The organism is Paenibacillus sp. JDR-2, assembly GCF_000023585.1.
In the GTDB taxonomy this organism is placed as follows: Bacteria; Bacillota; Bacilli; order Paenibacillales; family Paenibacillaceae; genus Pristimantibacillus.
Map to the genome: position 1 here is coordinate 6,033,726 of NC_012914.1, position 18,065 is coordinate 6,051,790.

Here is an 18,065-nt window from a genome sequence, read left to right on the forward strand (position 1 = left end):
CAAAAGCGACCGCTAACGCTTCTCCAGAATCATTAAAATGCTCCGTTTGCCATTAACCTGTCAATGAAATGCTTTAAGGACATCAGCATGGAATATCACCGCCTCAAACAACATGCCAGGGAGCAGTTAAAGAGTGAAGATGGACATGCCTTGTCGGTTCGACGCATGCACGAACCAGAAAGTGTGTTTGGCCAAATCAAGAATAACCGGGGATTCCGCCGGTTCCTGCTTCGAGGCTTACCGAAAGTTAGCCTAGAGGTCGGGTGGCTTTCGCTTGCCCACAATTTGCTGAAGAAAGCTATAAAGGAGCAAAAACGAAAAATAGCGCTGCAGGGATAACTCTCTGCAGCGCTATTTTTATGAAAATTATTTCGTTATTTTACTAAGGCGAGCCGTTACTCTAGCGAGCGAACCCCTTTTGAGACGGCCTCTTCTTCCATTCGATTATTCAACAAACGTTACGCCTGGCGGAACGGTGATATCCGTTCGGATACGTCCGTCTGCCCCGCGCTCATGGCGGACATGAATGAGACCGCGAGGCGTCGGGTAGGTCCCTTCCGCCCAGTCCAGATCAGCCAGGTTTGGACGAATCCGGACTTTGCGGAAGCCCGGCTCCACAACCTGGATGCCCAGTACGTATTCGGACAGCCAGGCCGTTGGCCCGGATGCCCAGCCATGACAGAGACTGTGCCGGTACCCCTTGTAGCAGTAACCGCCGTAGCTGCCGTGCACATCGATTTTTCCCGGAGGCGTCAGCTCGTCGATTCTTGCCGCTCCCTCCATCCAAGCGATGTCGAAATCCTCCCAGAACGTGGTTGCCCCAAGCTCCAGCATGCCGCCCCAGAAGGACCGGATGCTGTCCAGACTACCCGCAATATCTCCCGCTTCCGCGCGGGCACGCAGCATGTAATAGCCGTAAAAGGTGGAGTATCCGCTTGGCGCGTCAGGCGCTATAACCTCGCGGTTGGCGACAGTCGGATCCATCAGTCCGGCAAGCGCCTGCAGGGCCGCTGCCTGCTTGCTGTCCGCATGATGCGGAATACGCTCGCGCAAACGCCCTTCAAGCTCTTCGCAAAGCCCGGCTGTCCCCTCCTCGCCAAATAACCGGCAAAGCCGGACTCCCGCCTGCATGCCAAGCACAAACAAAGCATGAACCCCTGCCGTTACGCCAGCCGGATTAGAGGAAGCCGGCCAATCCAGGAATGGGCGGTAAACGTTAATCGTGCCGTCCGGCTCCACCTTGCCGATCAGCTCACGAAGCAAGCCTGTTATGTAATCGCGCTGCTCGAGCAGATAAGCTTCATTCCCATGCTGCATATACCAGTCATGCTGAACGAGCAGCCACCAGATCGAATAAGTGGGCATGTCCATAAACATCGGCAGCGGAGACCGGTCGCGCTTGAAATCCATGCTTTGCGGGACAATCTCGTGCTCGCCGAATACGGCGCAAATCGTGGCTACTTCGGGATGCATATCCCCGGTCCACACCATCCGGTCCCGCTTGATGCCATCCCACAGATAGTCCTGCATGTTCAGATGAACGGTATAAGCGCCGGTCTCCCAAATTCGGTCCAGCAGCGGATCGCTGCATCGAAAGCTTCCTTTGTATTCGATATCCCGGTACAAAAATACAGCCTGAACGCTTTGCAGCTCGATCTCCCCTTCATCCAGCAGATCAAGGCGCGCAAAGCGGAAGCCCGTTGTCCCGAACTCGGCGCCGCCAAGCAGACCAACGTCGACAATACTGTCGCGGGATACATGGTCATTCGTCGCGTTGGTTGCTCCGCCAAGCTCGCTCATCGCTTCCATGGCCGATTCTCCAAGGCGCACGCGTATCTTCACGCTTCGCTTCGGCTCCGGGAAACGCCCTTCAACCACGGCAATCCGGATCCCGCCATGCAGCTCGGTTCCGAAGTCGAGCAAGATAGCAGGCGCCTCTCCCTTATGGCGAAGCAGACAGGCGTTTGGCGCTTCCTTGGTCACTTGGCCGCCGTTTCCCGCAAGCAAGCCCTCCGGGTTAATCACATCGGAAGTATTCCCCTTACCGGTATTCCAGACAAGACGCACCGGTTCCACATAAGCACGCGTACGCGGATCAATGGCAAGTCCTCTTGCCTGAAGTTCTTTTAGGCTCATCGCGTTAAACGCTCCTTCCGGATCGAATTTAGTGGTACCTTCTTAAACCGACTATACGTCTGCGTGCGCGGAGGAGACAATAGACTTTTTTCCGGGCGGTTATCCGATTTCCGCGCGAACACCTCCTGGCGGAAGACCGGGCTGCTCCTTCGGGGAGGAAAGAGGGCGCCTCCCGAGTGGAGGCACCCTCTTCTTTTTATTCCCCAACGCAACGGTCTTTCGCTGCCGATTCCCGGTATTGGCCGGGGGATAAACCAACGGTTTTCTTGAATACCCGTATGAAAGACGTCGGGTTGGCGTAACCCATCATTTCCGAAATATGCTGCACGGTGACGTCCGATTCGCGCAGCAGTCTTTTCGCGTGCTCAATCCGAAGTCCAATCAGAAAATCGCTGAAGTTCAGGCCAATGCTTTCCTTGAACAGCTGGCTCAAATATTTCGGACTGATCTGAAACCGGTCGCTAAGAAGCGTGAGGGATAGATTCGGATCCATGAAATGCTCGGCCACATAATCCCGAATCTCTCTCATCAGCGCATTATGGCGCCGGCTCTGGGAGAGTTCTTCGATATACTCCGATAGCTGGACCAGCGCGGCGGCAAAATCATGCTCAAGCTGCATTAGCGTATCCGACTGTTCCGCTGCCGCCGCAAGCCGCGGCTTGCTTTCCTGCAGCCACGGCTTCTTAACCTCCGGCAATGCACCGTCGAGCTCGTATTCCAAATGGAAAATAAAATAGTGCACGAGCCGGTCCACGTCATCCTTGCGAAGATGATGGACGGTCATTTCGTTAAACCATCTCCCGAACTCTTTCCGCCATTCGGGCTCCGACATGCGGAGCTGGCGGACGACCGTCCGGATCATCTCCAGATAATCAAACCATTCGCCGCCCGGCCTGCCCTTCACTTCCACGGCGTCAATGATTTGGTTTACGCCAACCGAAACCTTGCGGCTGACCGCCGTTTCGGCATCCTCGAAGGAGCGGGCGATCGATGCCTCGTCATCAGCCGGAGTACCCATCCCGATGGTAACCGTAAAATCGAGATGGCCCTCCACCCACGCGCGGATTTGCTCCGAGAGCTGCAGCAGCTGATGCTCCAATGCTCCGCTCTCCTCCGAGATCAGAAGGATAACGAGCTGGTTTTTCGCAATCCATTCGACGACTACTTTCAGTCCGCCCTGCTCGGCCGTTTCAACCGCTACGCTGCTTACGATAAACTTGAAGAGCGACTGATCGCCGGGACTATACTTCAAGCCAAATTGCACGTATTGGTCAAGCTCCAGAACCGCGACCATGAAATGGCCGGCAGACAGCCCAAAATGCTGCCATTCCTGCTCCCATGCGGTTTGGTCCTCCTTGTAATCCCCCTTCAGCAGCACTTGCAGAAATTGCTGCCTGCGGATAACCAAATGCTCCTGCTGCTGCTCCTGGAAGGCCATGTTGTTCGTAATAAGCCGTTCGATTGCCTGATCGATAAAGGAAAATTCATTCTCCTTCTCTTTCGGCTCAGAGGTTTTTATGATGGACGAGAATCGTTCGATGCGGTGCAAAATGGATTCGATCGGCTTATAATTGCGCCTTGTGACATAGAACATCGAGCCGATCGCCAGTACGATTGCGCTTAATCCGAGCAAAACCCACAACGTGCTGCCGTGGAACAGGAAATCGAGCAGCTGCCCGCCTCTGATGCTGATCCGGTACGTCCAGCCGGTATAGTCCGATACCACGTCGGCACTAAGCCTGCTTTTGGACGGCGCCGTATGTCCCGCGTTAAAGAATGAATTCCCCTTGGCATCGTACAGCTGCGCATCCGTAATCGTATGGTCAATCATCTGCCCGATATAGCTGTTCAGCGACGCGATCTTAACGTTAACCATCAAATACCCGAGACTGCCCGAATCGCGGGGGATCTTAAAGCCCAAGGAAGTCACGCGCAATTGAGATGGCGAGCCTTGGGCAACGCTTTCCCGAATCCGCGGAGAAGACCAAACCCCCGTATAAGCCAGATCAAGCGAGCTTTGCACAAAGCCGCGGTCCGGGAATTGATCAAGCGGCCGAATCGTGCTCTGGTCGAGTACCTTGCCGTCCTTGACCCTGTACAGGTAAACGGAATCGATGAGGCCGTAACGCACCATAAGGCTGCTGAGTTCATTCGATACCTCGTAATTAAGCGCCCGGTCCGCAGGCTCCTCAAGAAACCGGTCCAGGCTTCCGCCAGTCTCAATCATTTTCTGTGCATCAATCGATATATTTTTTAGCGAGCTGTCGACCATGTTCGTAACGTATTCGGCCGTCAATTTATTCGCTTGAATGGCGTTCCTGACGTTGAACTGATTAATAATCGAAAAGAAAATAAAGATCAGCACGCTGATCGTAATAAAAAGAATGGGAAGGTATGAAAAAAGCATCCGCATAATGTAGTTGTTGTTTATTTTCATACCTTCGCCTTCCTTCCTTTACTTCTTCATTTCCCGGTAAGCCGCGCGGCGCTCGTCTTGAATCGCCTGACCGCCAAGCTTCATGTATTCGGCAACACCGTCATCGAAGATTTTGTTGAATTGATCCGGCTTCGCCAGAATGCTTTTCACCACAATCTCATAAGCTTTCGCTTTCAGGGTTGTGCCGTATTTAATTTCGGCTTCAATCGGACGGTCGAAACGAGGCATGGTATAACCGTCTTTAAGCGCGTTTTGAATCGATTGCTTCGCGATTTCTTCATAGCCCGGGAACTGGTAGGCAGTCGCTTCGATATCCTTGTCGACGGAGCCGAAATCTTTACCGTTAGCGATAATGGCGATATCGCTGTTGTTATAGAAGGTTTTCTTCGCATCGTCTGTTGCAATGGCTTTCGGGAATCCGTTCTCCAGCGAATAGTGCTGGCCTTCGATACCGTTTTGCAGCGTGAACAAAACGTCCGACTGCGCCATCCAGTCCAAATATTTGATCGCTTCCGCCGCATGCTTGCTCGTCTTCGGAACCATGATGTGCATGCCGATCGGATCATAGATTGATTTAGGCGTTTTGCCTTCCGCATCCGTAAACGGATCAATCGCGATATATTCGGCGCCCGGCACGTTCTGCTTCAGCGTATCGAACACTTTGCCCGGTGCCATCAGATTCGTATGCGCAGCAAGTGCCGTAAACGCGCCAACATAACCGTTTGCTACGTCGCTCTCGAATTGCTTGCCGTCTTTATCCAGGGCGAAATCCGGATTGATGAGACCTTCCTGATAAAATTTATTCAAATATTGCATGCCTTCCTTGTAGCCCGGCTTCGTTATTTCCGGAATGTAGCTGGATGTGGTCAGGGAATAGAATTCTTCTTCCGCCATCTTTTTCACGAAAGAGTTAACGAGTACAAACGGCGTCGTGATCGCCGTGCTGTCGATCGCGCTGAAATCGTATGGAATGACTTTTCCGCCCGTTTGGCCTGGATCCTTCTCCTTAAACGCTTTCATCGTTTCGTAGAATTGTTCCGTTGTCGATGGAGCGGGCAGGCCTAGTTTGTCCAGCCAATCCTTGCGGATGTAAGTAGATTGGGTGAACTGCAGCGGTCTTTTTGCCGGTATCGTATATTGCTTGCCGTTAAACACCCCGTAATTCAATACATCATCGCCGAGAAACTTCTTCAGGTTTGGCGCGTTTCCGATTAGAGAGGTAAGGTCGGTCAAGCCGCCGTCCTTCACGTAATTGTAAATCGTATTCATATCGTAAGTAAACACAAGGTCCGGCGCATCGCCCGTCGCCATTAGCACGTTGAGCTTGTCGACTTCCTGGTTCCGGGGAACCGGAACAAATTCCAGCTTGATATTGTTCGGATCGCCGAAGTTCTTCTGAATCCATTGCGTCCAAAAGTTATCCGTAACGGGGCCGGCGCCAGCCGGCGCATTGCCGCGGTCGAACACTTCAATCTTCAGCGTCACTTTATCTTTCTTTGTGTTCGCTGTGCTCTCCGGCGACGTTGATCCCGAAGAATTGGATGAATTGTCATTCGAATTTCCGCATGCCGACAGTGCGCTTGCCAGCAGCACAACCGCTGCCGATGTTACAAACCATTTTTTTTGTTTTGCTTGCATGTACGAATCCCCTTTTCGAATAAGGTGCCTTGCTCTATGTTATCACCTCTGCCTGGCAGAGAGATTAACCAAAAATTATCCTTTTACAGCCCCGATCATAACGCCGGATACGAAGTACCGCTGCAGCCAAGGATAGACCACAAGAATAGGAAGCGTCGCGAACATAATGCTTGCCGCTTTAAGCCCTTCCGGTACAACCTCGGATGCAGCTGCGCCCTCCTGTGCGGTAAGGTCCGTGACCATACTGTTCATGACGACTTGATACAGCTTCAGCTGGATTGGGTACATCTCGGAGTTGCTGATATAAAAAAGAGCATCCATAAAGCCGTTCCAGCGGGATACGGCATAAAACAAGCTAAGCGTGGCTAGCACCGGAAGCGACAGCGGAAGCACAATCCGGAGCAAGGTGCCAATATGCGAGCTGCCGTCCAAATAAGCCGATTCTTCCAGGCTTGCAGGGATGCTGGTGAAGAAAGATCGTAGAATAATCAGGTTAAACGCGCTGATCATACCCGGCAGGATAAGCGAAAACATATTGTCCAATAGGCCAAGCTGCTTAACAAGCAGGTATTCCGGAATCAAGCCCCCGCTGAAAAACATCGTAAAGACGATGATCATCATAAAGACGGATCGCCCTTTTAATTGCGTCTTGGTGAGAGGGTATGCCGCGCATATACTCATGATCATGCTGACGGCCGTAAAAACCGTGGTCAAAATAATCGTTAATCCCATGGATTTTAGCATTCGGGCATCCTGGAACACGATCCGGTAAGACTCCCAATCCCATCCCCTCGGAAAGATCGTTACCCGGTCGGAGATAATCTCCTGCTTTGCGCTAAGCGATACCGCGATAATATGAAGGAACGGTATGAGACAAATAAGCATTGCCGCTCCAACGATGATCATAATGACGATATCCGATACTCGGATTCTTTTTAACTTCGCTTCGTTTATCATGCTGGTGCCTCCTACCATATTCCTTGCTCTCCGAATTTCTTGGCGATTGTATTCGATACGATAACGAAGATAAGCCCAACTAGCGCCTGGAATAAGCCCATTGCGGTCGCAAGCGAGAATTGCGCGGACTGCAGACCCGCTTTGTACACGAACGTACTGATGACCTCTGCATAATCCATAACAAGTGTGTTACCCATGACGAACGGACGTTCAAAACCAATCGTCATGATATGGCCAAGCTGCATGATCAGCATAACGACAATCGTAGGACGGATGCCCGGCAGCGTAATATGCCACATTTTTTTGAGCCGACCCGCGCCGTCAACGTCTGCTGCTTCATACAAATCCCGGTTAATGCCCGTCAGAGCCGCCAAATAAATGATCGTTCCCCAGCCAGCGCTTTGCCAGATGCCGGTACCGAGGTACACCATCAGCCAGTGGTTTTTCTCCGTCAGGAACGGAATCGCGTCAAAACCAAGCGAAGTGACTACGTTGTTAACTAGGCCGCCTTTGTTGGAGAACATTTGATACACCAGACCGCCTATAATAATCCAAGAAATAAAATGAGGAAGATACAGAAGCGTTTGCGCAGTCTTCTTAAACCAGACTGCCCGCAGCTCGTTAAGGAGAAGGGCGAGCAGGATCGGTGCCGGAAACGAGAATACGAGATCCAGAAAGTTCAGCAGCAGCGTATTGCGAACGACATCGTAGAACTGGCTCATCTTGAACAGCTCCTGGAAGTTTTCGAAGCCAATCCAAGGGCTGCCCGTCACGCCTTTAAAAATGCTGTAGTCCTGAAACGCGATCGCGGCGCCGTACATCGGGACATACTTGAAAAGAATGAAATAAGCGATTGGAAGTATAAGCAGCAGATACAGCTGGTAGTCCTTCCATACTCCTGTTGCCTGCCGGCGTTTGATCGCTGGCTTTGGCGTGCCGGGCGATTGCGTTGGTGCCAAGCTCCGATCCATGTGCATCCCTTCTCTCTATGTTGTGTTGTAATGTTGTGCCGAGTGTTGAGTGGCCTGTTACCTGATTAGCTAGCGTTACGGTCCAGGCCGGCTAACCACACTATACGAGGACGGTGAGTTAAGGCACAATAGACTCTTTTCCGGCTATTATCCGAATTCCGAATCCCTTGCCGGGACTGGGTTTGCGGCATCTTGGAGTGAAGAGCTCGGAAACCGGTTCATAGACGGAAAACAGCTCATTCCCCGCAGGACAAAATCTGCGCAGCTCTACCAAACAACACAAAATCGAGCGAGAAGCCCGGCTGATTTTACGCTAAACTTGGGAAGAGTTGTTATCGATTCAAGATCCGTTCGAGGAGGACAGAATGAGCTATGAAGCTGGAGACGATTAAACTTGAGATCAGCAGCAGGGCAACATTGACGCTATATCTGCACGACATTGTGGAACTGAGAGAAAAGGCACGGCCTATTGTTCTGGTCACGCCCGGAGGAGCGTACCGGTTCTGCTCCGAACGGGAGGCCGAGCCGGTAGCGATTGCCTTCTACAACGCCGGCTACCATGCGGCGGTATTGCGCTACTCCTGCATGGAGGATGCGCGTAATATGCAGCCAATGGCGGAAGCTTTGGAGTCGATTCGGATTCTAAGAGAGCATGCGGATAAATGGCATATTGCCGAGGATAAAATCGCGGTCTGCGGCTTCTCGGCAGGCGGACATCTGGCGGCTTCCACCGGTACGATGTGGAATGAGTCTGCGCTTATGGATCGCTTGAACTACGCGGGAGATATTCTGAAACCTAATGCGCTGATTCTGGGCTACCCGGTTATTACGTCCGGTGAATTCGCGCATCGCGAATCATTCTATAACATCAGCGGCTCTCGGGAAGACGACGAGATCTCGGGCTTCTACTCGCTGGAGAAACGCGTAACGAGCGAGACTCCCCCAACCTTCCTCTGGCATACGGAGGATGATCCGGCGGTAACCGTAGAGAATGCGCTGCTCTTTATAAGCGCTTTGCGCAAGCATCAGGTACCGTTCGAGTTGCATATCTTCAATAAAGGTGAGCACGGCCTGTCCCTGTGCAACGAAGAAGTAAATACGCCGAATCCGCATTGCGCCCACTGGTTCGGCTTATGTATCGAATGGCTGGACTCGATCGGGCTTGGTTTGGAGTAACATCGATTTGAAAAGAACGGCCAGGGAATTCCCAGGTCGTTCTTTTTCTTTCAATACAGGAACAGAGCTGGAATAAGAGGAAATTTTCGCGCTACAGCTCAAGTTGGTAGGCACGCTCGCTGGTGGATGACCAATTAAGAGGAAATTTCCGTGTTACAGCCCATGTTGGTAGGCACGCTTGCTGGTGGATGACTAATTAAGAGGAAATTTCCGTGTTACAGCCCATGTTGGTAGGCACGCTTGCTGGTGGATGACCAATTAAGAGGAAATTTCCGCGCTACAGCTCAAGTTGGTAGGTACGCTTGCTGGTGGATGACCAATTAAGAGGAAATTTCCGTGTTACAGCCCATGTTGGTAGGCACGCTTGCTGGTGGATGACTAATTAAGAGGAAATTTCCGTGTTACAGCCCATGTTAGTAGGCACGCTTGCTGGTGGATGACCAATTAAGAGGAAATTTTCGCACTACAGCTCAAGTTGGTAGGTACGCTTGCTGGTGGATGACCAATTAAGAGGAAATTTCCGTGTTACAGCTCAAGTTGGTAGGTACGCTTGCTGGTGGATGACTAATTAAGAGGAAATTTCCGCGCTACAGCTCAAGTTGGTAGGTACGCTTGCTGGTGGATGACCAATTAAGAGGAAATTTCCGTGTTACAGCCCATGTTAGTAGGCACGCTTGCTGGTGGATGACTAATTAAGATGAAATTTCCGCGCTACAGCTCAAGTTGGTAGGCACGCTCGCTGGTGGGTGACCAATTAAGAGGAAATTTCCGCGCTACAGCTCAAGTTGGTAGGTACGCTTGCTGGTGGATGACCAATTAAGAGGAAATTTCCGCGCTACAGCTCAAGTTGGTAGGCACGCTCTTTGGTGGATGACCAATTAAGAGGAAATTTCCGTGTTACAGCTCATGTTGGTAGGCACGCTCGCTGGTGGATGACCAATTAAGAGGAAATTTCCGTGTTACAGCCCATGTTGGTAGGCACGCTTGCTGGTGGATGACCAATTAAGAGGAAATTTCCGTATTACTGCTAAATTCTTCAGATGCGTGGAGTGGCTGGCGGCGCTGCAGCAGACTTTTTGCCTGCTACAGCTCATGTCCGCGGATGAGCGGGGCAACAGATTGCTCAATAGCAGGCTTTTTGCCTGCTGTAGCTCATACCCGCGGATGTGCGGGGCACCGAGCAGCAAATTAGCAGGCTTTTCATTAGCAAGCCTTTTGCCTCTTGCAGCAGCTTCTGCCACAAAAACGTCAAACTCTGCCCGTTGTGCATTATTGCCCATTGGGCAATAATATAGTTATACAATTGTTGCTCATTGGGCAACGAACGAGGAGAGGTGAAGGCACGCGGCCGATCTACGATGAACAAGCAAAGCTTGCGTGATGTCAAAAGAGAAGCAACGGCTAATGCGCTTGCGGAGGCGGCATTTGATCTCGCGATGGAACGCGGGATGGACAGTTTTGTAGTGGAAGATGTTGTGCAGCGCGCGGGGTATTCGAGAAGAACGTTTGCGAATCATTTTTCCTGCAAGGAAGAAGCGGTTGTTATGGGGGCTTCCGCCTTCAACAACGTGGATGAGGTTCAACAGCTCATTGAGAACTTGACGGAGAACTCCACTCCGCTTGAGGTTATGGAGCATTTGGTCCGGATGGAGCTTACCGCAGGCCTGTTCAAAAAAACGCGCGAGCTCGTGAAGCTGTCCAAACAGCACCCTACCCTGGAGCCTTACATTCTCAGCGCTCTTCATAGCCATCAAGGTCTTGCCGAGCAATTGCTGCTTGATCTGTTCGAAGACAACTATGCAAAGGGCTATATACAGCTGCTCGTTGGCGCTTCTTACGGCGCCGCGCTTCCGATGCTATATGGCAACAGCAACATCCGGTTCCCCGGTCAATCAAGCGAAGAGTCGCCGGACTCTATCCCGCTCGATCAATATTTAGACAACATGTTTGGTTATTTGAAAAACGGTTTTTAGATCATATTCCCTATATAAAAGGAGAACCACACTGTTATGTCGACTTTCCTGTACAAAATAGGCAAAACCGCTTATAACAAGCCTTGGCATTTTATCATTGCTTGGATTGCCATTCTTGGCGTTGTTGGCGCCCTGATCGGCATTAACGGCATTCACACCAGCTCCGAGATGAAGATCAAAGGCACGGAAGCGCAAAAGGTGCTGGATCAGCTGGCAAAAGAACTGCCTGAAGCTTCCGGCGGGCAAGCAAGCGTTGTATTTACCGCGCCGAAAGGCGAACGGCTGGATACGCCCGATCGTATAGCAGCGGTTACGAAAGCTATTAACGATGTATACAGCATTGAATATGTCATTAATCCAGCTAAAATGGCTCAGGCATCCAGCGCGACAGCCGAAGATAGCACTGCGCAAGCTGGAGACGCCGCAACTGCCGGCAATGCTGAACAAGGCGCGGCGGAGTCGAACCAGACGGCTGCATCCACTGATCAGCCATCGTACGGACCGCTGATCGTTGACGGCAATCCGGTACCCGGCGTTATGATTTCCGCCGACGGCAATGTCGCTTTGTTCCAATTCCAATTCACCGTTCAGCAAATGTCGCTGCCACAAGAGGTTATCGACAACGTCGTTGCTTCGGTTACCGACGTTGAGCAAGCGAACCTGGGAATCAAAGCCTTGCCAAGCGACACGCTTGTAGGCAAGCCGGCCATCGGCGCTACCGAAGGCATCGGTATTGTTGTTGCCGCCGTTGTTCTGTTTATAACGCTTGGTTCTGTTGTTGCGGCCGGTCTTCCGCTCGTAACCGCATTGCTTGGTGTAGGTATCAGCGTTGGGGGCGCTTATTCCCTCTCCAAATTTATTCCGATGACCGATATCACGCCTGCGCTTGCCATGATGGTTGGCCTCGCAGTCGGAATCGACTACTCCTTGTTTATCGTTAACCGCCAGCGCCGCATGATCCTGGATCAGGGCTTAAGCGCGCGCGAAGCGGCAAGCAGAGCGGTTGGTACTGCGGGCAGCGCGGTATTTTTCGCCGGGTTAACCGTTATTATCGCGTTATGCGGCATGGTTGTTATGAATATCGACTTCCTGACCGCTATGGCGCTTGTCGCTGCGGCAAGTGTTTTCATTAACGTCCTTGTAGCCCTGACCTTGCTTCCAGCATTGCTTGGTCTGGTTGGCGAACGTATCGTCTCCGAGAAAGCACGGAAGAAAAACAACGAACAAGCTGGTGTTTCCCGTCAAGGCACGGCACACCGCTGGGCGAACGGAGTTGTACGACGCCGCTGGCTCGTGATTGTTGGCGTAATCGTTATCCTGGGTGCAGCCGCTATCCCTGCAGCCCAAATGAAATTGGGCATGCCTTCCGGGGATACGGCTAACCTGGATACGCCAACTAGACAGAGCTACGATGCGATCTCTGCCGGCTTCGGCGAAGGCTATAATTCACCGCTGCTTCTGGTCGCGGAGCCTGCAAGCTCAGGCGAAAAGATTACCCCTGAAGTATTAGGCAAGCTTGTGCAAGACATCCAGCAGCATGAAGATGTCGCACTCGTTAATCCAATGGGCATCAATCAAACCGGAGACATTGGCATTATCAGCGTTATTCCGAAATCGGGTCCGACAGACAAAGCAACAAACGATCTCGTCCAGGATTTGCGCGATCACAACTCAAGCATCTCTCAATCCAACAAAGTGACGCTAGGCGTTACCGGCTTCACCGCGATTAACATCGATATGTCGGCAAAGCTGGCTGAGGTATTCCCGCTCTATATCGGCATCATTCTGATCTTGTCGCTGATCATTCTGCTGCTCGTATTCCGGTCCATTATCGTTCCGGTGAAAGCAACTATCGGCTTCCTGCTTAGTATCCTCGCTACCTTCGGGATTACAACGGCAGTATTCCAATGGGGCTGGCTGCATGATCTGTTCGGCTTCGATACCGGCGGCCCGCTTCTCAGCTTTATGCCGATTATGGTGTCCGGTATCCTGTACGGCCTTGCGATGGACTATCAAGTCTTCCTTGTCAGCTCCATGCGCGAAGCTTACGTCCACGGCCACAAAGGAAGCTCCAGCGTGGTTGAAGGCTATCAGCAGGCAAGCCGCGTCGTTGTGGCGGCAGCCGTTATCATGGTATCCGTCTTCGCCGGGTTCATTCTGACCGAAGATATTATGCTGAAGCAAATCGGCTTTGCTCTCACCATCGGTATTCTTATTGACGCATTCTTCGTCCGCATGGCGCTTGTTCCGGCTATTATGGCGGTGTTTGGCGACAAAGCATGGGGCATGCCGAAGTGGCTGGACCGCATTCTTCCAAACCTGGACGTTGAAGGCGACAAGCTGATTGCGGAGCTTAACAAATCGTCGAATCCGAATGGCCATAAAGAATTAAAAAAGGCTAAACCAAGCCGGGCGCATTAAAAGAACGACAAAGAAAGGACCACTGCCAGCAGTGGTCCTTTTTATTTCACCGTAATCATCGTATAGACGCTTGAGTTGTATAAGACTATAACCCGCGGTTGTAATCGTATTCAATCGCTTGCAGAAAAGCCCGGGCAAGCACGGCATGACCCGACATATTGGGATGAACCCGGTCCCAGGCTAGAGTTGCCGGATAAATAGACCCTAGAACCTTGTTAAACGCCGCCTGCGTATCCACGAATCGAGCATCATACTTGGATGCTAGCTTTTGGACAACCTGACCGTATTGATCCATCGTTCTGCGCATCGGATCCGCTTCATTCGGCTCCAGATAGAACGGAGTCATCAGCACAAGTCCCTGCACCGTTGGCCTGGTACGCTCCACCAAAGTCTCCAGCTTCTCTTCGTATTCGTCTATGTAGACATGCTGCTCGGTCTGAGCGGGCAAATCATATTGCCTCCATACATCGTTCGTGCCAATCATAATAGACAGCCAATCCGGCTGAAGATCCAGAACATCCGTCTCCCAGCGATCCGTCAAATCCCGGACGTTATTGCCGCTTGTCCCCATGTTTACCACGCGAATGCCTAACTCCGGATAGGCTGCGGTCAGCAACGAATCGACCAGCGAAACATACCCTTTCCCGATTGCTCCAAACAGCCCTTCTCCCCTAGGTCTAGCCCGTTCGCAATCCGTAATCGAGTCTCCGATCATGACCAGCTTCGAATTTTTCCCCAACAACATTAATAATGGCCCCCTCTTCGAATTTCTGTTTTCATTATACATTCTATTGTGGTAACAAAAATACGGAAAGGGCTATTAATTTGTTGCTTAATTCAGCGGGAAAGCTTCGCTCTTCGAGACATGGATCATCTCGCCCGGATAGAAAGACCGAAAGTACGTCTCGACCCTGGAATGAATATCGCTCCGGTACCAGTCCGTCAGATCATGGTCCTCAAACAGCTGAGGCATGCCTAAACGCTTGGACCTTCTCCCCATGGAGCCATCCCCGATAGAAAGCGTATCGATCCAGATCCGGTCTGCTATACCTTTCAGTACCTTTGGAAAATCCGGCGTAAACGGCAGCACCGGAGAAATCGCAGCCTGTGTCGTAATTCCGGCATCATGCAACTCTTTCAGAGCCTTCAGCCGCAGCTTAATTCCCGGTGCGTAGGGGGCAAACAGCCGCTTCATATCCTCGCGGTCCGTCTCTACCGTCATCGATACAAGAACCTCGCATTTGTCCTTGAGCAACACGATAAGGTCGAGGTCCTTCCTTATAAGCGGACTGCGCGTCTGAATCTGAATCAGATCGGGAGGAGCCTCCAGCATTTCCCGCAAAATCCGCCTGGTAATCCCCGCTTCCCGCTCGATCGGCTGATAAGGATCCGTTGCCGAGGACATAAAAATATTTATCGGCTTATTTTTCCGGCGCAGCTTATTCACTTCATTCCGGTAAATGTCCGCGGCATTTGTCTTAATGTCCACCCATTCTCCCCATGGAATCTGCTTGAACTTCTGGATCGGCATTTCTCTCACATAGCAATATTTGCAGGCAAACGAACACCCGCTATATGGATTTAGGGAATGGGTAAAGCCGATATCCAAGTAACCCTTTGCTTCGCTTAGAATACTCTTGGATACGATATCTCTGATTTCGACAGCCATGGCAATCCCCTCTCATTACACAGGAACGTTTGTTCCTATATTATACGTAAACTTCAACTATTAATCAATTCCCCCCAATAATTGGAATCCAGGTGATAAACTCTTATCATTAAAAAAAGAGCACTTGATCCTGCATGATCAAATACTCTTTCTTTATCTTATTCAGTATTATTCCATCTCCACCGGAAAAGTAACGGACACGACCGTTCCTGGTAGGCCCGTCTGTATCGTCAGCTCCCCGCCCATTTCAACAATAATCTGCTTGGAGATAAACAGCCCTAAGCCATTTCCGGACTGTTTGGTCGTGAAAAACGGCGTAAACAGCTTGTCCATTACGTCAGGCGGAATTCCCGGCCCAGAATCCTGAACAAACAAAGTAACGGTATGATCCGCTTCCCGCAGCCCAAGGACCAGCCTGCCTCCCGATTCCATTGCTTCTATGCTGTTCTTGCATAAATTCAGAATGACCTGCTTCAAGAGAGCGACATTGGCTTTAATCGACCTGCCGGCAACAACCCCGTAAGTGTCCATCTGGATATTGTTCATATTCGTGTCCACTTGGATGAGGGGAAGAATATCGTTTACCAGCTTCAACATATCGATGGTTTCCATACTGCTCTCTTTAGGCTTGCGGAGCCATAGCATTTCGCTTACCAGGTCGTTAATCCGGGAGAGCTCCGTCTGGATGAGGTCGACATAACGCTGCTCTTTCTCAATGCCATACCTCTTCAGTGTTTCGCCTAAAAGTTGTACAAATCCCCTTATGCCCGTCAGCGGATTTCTAATCTCATGCGCCACGCCAACAGCCAATTCGCCAAGCGCCGCATTCATTTCCGACAAGCGCAGCATCTTTTCAATGTTTTTTCGCTCGGAAATATCTACGGCCGTTGCGATAATTCCTGTAACGCGGCCCTTTTTATAGTACGGGATTAAGGTCTTGTATAAGCTTCTTCCATGCAGCTCGGTTTCAAAGCTGATCGTTTCCCCCTGGAGAATCCGATCATAGTATTGCCCCTCCGTCTTGTAGAGGAAAGGGAATATTTCTCTGACGGTTTTGCCATAGCTGTTAGCCGTTGTATAACCAAGCTCCTCCGCGATTTTCCCTTCGGCCAGGACGTAATAAAGCTCGCCGTCTTCTCTCTTCTTCATTTGAATCACAAAGCCGTTCACCGAACGAACCGTCTGCAGAAGCTCCTCTTTCATTTCATCGTATTTATTTTTCTCGAGGGCTTTCACAATCGAGATGTCTCTGCCCGCAATCAGAATACACGGCTTCGCCAAGATGTTGATCAGCTCCAGATTCAGCACGCAGGTTACGATATCATTCTGCTTGTCTCTGACTTCTATCTCTAAATCCTGGATCAGTCCGCTATTCATCAGAGCCGACATGACGTTATCCCGCTCCTCTGCATTCGTCCATATCCCTAGATCGAAAACATTCAGCTTGAACAGCTCGTCGTCACTATAGCCCAATCTTTGAACAACGGAATCGTTGGCGTAAATAAATTCGCCGTCATGGAAAGTCGTGATGCAGACGAATTCCGATCTCATATTCAAAATCCGGTTTAACAAAAATTGTGTCAGTTCACTATTTTGATTCACGAACAGCTCGTGTTTAAAGTGATCTCTTAGTGACAGCATGGTATCCACCTACATTCCTGTCTTTTTCTAGTAGTGATTATACACTCCTTATGTTAAATCCGAATAGCGGGAAACAAAATTACTTAAGAATTCACAAATTGTCCACCTCACGCAACACACAAAAAAAGGACCGCAGCAATGCCGCGCCCCTTGTTTAAAATAATGATGATTAGTCCACCTGTCATTACAACGATTGCCAGATCTTCTTCAATTGATTGAGGCCTTGCTGCACGCCAAAACGGCATGGCTCCAAGCCTTCGAATTCAATGGAAATATAACCGTCGTACCCGGATTCCTTCACAATGCCAAGCACACGGCGCATGTCGATATCGCCTTGGCCTACAATAGCCCCACGCAAATAATTGCCGCGGGTGGAACGGAACCAGCCGTCGCCAAGTTCGCTTTCGGGATGACGCACATAGAAATCTTTAATATGTACCATAGCGGCGTACTCGATATTATTGGAGACGCCAACAACCGGATTCTCGTCCACGCAGACAAAGTTGCCGACGTCCAGGGTTGTTCTGAAATTGTCCCGGTCCGTTGCATGAAGGAGAGCCTGGACACGATCGCTGGCTTGAAGGAAATAACCGTGATTTTCAACCGTTGTTGTAATTCCCTTCGTAGCCGCGTAATCGGCGATCCGGCGGCAAGCCTCTGCCAGCTTAGGAAGCTCGTTGTAGAAATTACGGATCGACGTATCCGGTGAAGATGCCACATCATGGCGCATCAATTGAACGCCAAGCTTAGCCGCAATGTCCACTTCCCGCATAACGCGTTCAATCTCTTGCTCGAATTCCGCTTCGCTTTTACCGGCAAAATTGGCTCCGATCAAATAATTGGAGATATCAATGCCCACCTCATCCGCTTTACGGCGGATCGCTTCAATTAACTCCGGATTCTCCGTCAAATTGAAGCCAAGCGGCACAATCTCAACATGCTCGCCGCCAATTTCGGCAATCGCGGCAATGACATCAATAACGTCCATTTCCCCTGATTGAAGCGCTTGATAGTAGCTATAAGTGCTAATTCCAAATTTCATTATC

The 18,065-nt window shown here is 50.8% G+C and carries 13 protein-coding genes; 4 read left to right on the forward strand and 9 right to left on the reverse strand.

Features of this window, described 5'->3' with window-relative positions; genetic code table 11:
* Nucleotides 1-87: 87 nt before the first annotated feature.
* On the forward strand, nt 88-339 hold the full coding sequence (locus tag PJDR2_RS26405) for an IS1182 family transposase (RefSeq protein WP_015846804.1): 252 nt from the start codon (nt 88-90) through the stop codon (nt 337-339).
* A 105-nt stretch (nt 340-444) separates the two neighbouring features.
* Here PJDR2_RS26405 and PJDR2_RS26410 read toward each other — a convergent pair whose 3' ends face one another.
* From PJDR2_RS26410 to PJDR2_RS26430, 5 genes are all read right to left on the reverse strand, one after another.
* Nucleotides 445-2,136, reverse strand: coding sequence for an alpha-L-rhamnosidase C-terminal domain-containing protein (locus PJDR2_RS26410; protein ID WP_015846805.1), 1,692 nt, complete (start codon nt 2,134-2,136; stop codon nt 445-447).
* Nucleotides 2,137-2,332: 196 nt separating this feature from the next.
* On the reverse strand, nt 2,333-4,573 hold the full coding sequence (locus PJDR2_RS26415) for a helix-turn-helix domain-containing protein (protein ID WP_015846806.1): 2,241 nt from the start codon (nt 4,571-4,573) through the stop codon (nt 2,333-2,335).
* Nucleotides 4,574-4,591: 18 nt separating this feature from the next.
* Entirely contained in the window at nt 4,592-6,211 is a 1,620-nt protein-coding gene (locus PJDR2_RS26420) for an extracellular solute-binding protein (protein ID WP_015846807.1), read from the reverse strand.
* A 75-nt stretch (nt 6,212-6,286) separates the two neighbouring features.
* The gene (locus tag PJDR2_RS26425) at nt 6,287-7,168 is read right to left on the reverse strand and encodes a carbohydrate ABC transporter permease (protein ID WP_015846808.1); all 882 of its coding nucleotides are present in this window, start codon (nt 7,166-7,168) and stop codon (nt 6,287-6,289) included.
* Between the two features lie 11 nt (nt 7,169-7,179).
* The gene (locus PJDR2_RS26430) at nt 7,180-8,139 is read right to left on the reverse strand and encodes an ABC transporter permease (protein WP_015846809.1); all 960 of its coding nucleotides are present in this window, start codon (nt 8,137-8,139) and stop codon (nt 7,180-7,182) included.
* A 372-nt stretch (nt 8,140-8,511) separates the two neighbouring features.
* Here PJDR2_RS26430 and PJDR2_RS26435 point away from each other — a divergent pair, with 372 nt between their 5' ends.
* The 3 genes from PJDR2_RS26435 to PJDR2_RS26445 all read left to right on the forward strand — a co-directional run bounded on the left by PJDR2_RS26435 (nt 8,512) and on the right by PJDR2_RS26445 (nt 13,709).
* Nucleotides 8,512-9,315 carry an alpha/beta hydrolase gene (locus PJDR2_RS26435; RefSeq protein WP_015846810.1) on the forward strand — a complete coding sequence of 268 codons (804 nt, stop codon included), beginning with the start codon at nt 8,512-8,514 and terminating at the stop codon, nt 9,313-9,315.
* Between the two features lie 1,334 nt (nt 9,316-10,649).
* Nucleotides 10,650-11,288 carry a TetR/AcrR family transcriptional regulator gene (locus tag PJDR2_RS26440; protein WP_015846811.1) on the forward strand — a complete coding sequence of 213 codons (639 nt, stop codon included), beginning with the start codon at nt 10,650-10,652 and terminating at the stop codon, nt 11,286-11,288.
* Nucleotides 11,289-11,324: 36 nt separating this feature from the next.
* Nucleotides 11,325-13,709, forward strand: coding sequence for an MMPL family transporter (locus tag PJDR2_RS26445; protein ID WP_015846812.1), 2,385 nt, complete (start codon nt 11,325-11,327; stop codon nt 13,707-13,709).
* An 85-nt stretch (nt 13,710-13,794) separates the two neighbouring features.
* Here PJDR2_RS26445 and PJDR2_RS26450 read toward each other — a convergent pair whose 3' ends face one another.
* From PJDR2_RS26450 to PJDR2_RS26465, 4 genes are all read right to left on the reverse strand, one after another.
* On the reverse strand, nt 13,795-14,454 hold the full coding sequence (locus PJDR2_RS26450) for an SGNH/GDSL hydrolase family protein (protein ID WP_015846813.1): 660 nt from the start codon (nt 14,452-14,454) through the stop codon (nt 13,795-13,797).
* Between the two features lie 87 nt (nt 14,455-14,541).
* The gene (locus PJDR2_RS26455; protein ID WP_015846814.1) at nt 14,542-15,378 is read right to left on the reverse strand and encodes an SPL family radical SAM protein; all 837 of its coding nucleotides are present in this window, start codon (nt 15,376-15,378) and stop codon (nt 14,542-14,544) included.
* Between the two features lie 168 nt (nt 15,379-15,546).
* Nucleotides 15,547-17,019 (reverse strand): PAS domain-containing sensor histidine kinase, encoded by a 1,473-nt coding sequence (locus PJDR2_RS32155; protein WP_015846815.1) that lies wholly within the window; start codon nt 17,017-17,019, stop codon nt 15,547-15,549.
* Nucleotides 17,020-17,203: 184 nt separating this feature from the next.
* Nucleotides 17,204-18,061 carry a sugar phosphate isomerase/epimerase family protein gene (locus PJDR2_RS26465; RefSeq protein WP_015846816.1) on the reverse strand — a complete coding sequence of 286 codons (858 nt, stop codon included), beginning with the start codon at nt 18,059-18,061 and terminating at the stop codon, nt 17,204-17,206.
* Nucleotides 18,062-18,065: the final 4 nt, after the last annotated feature.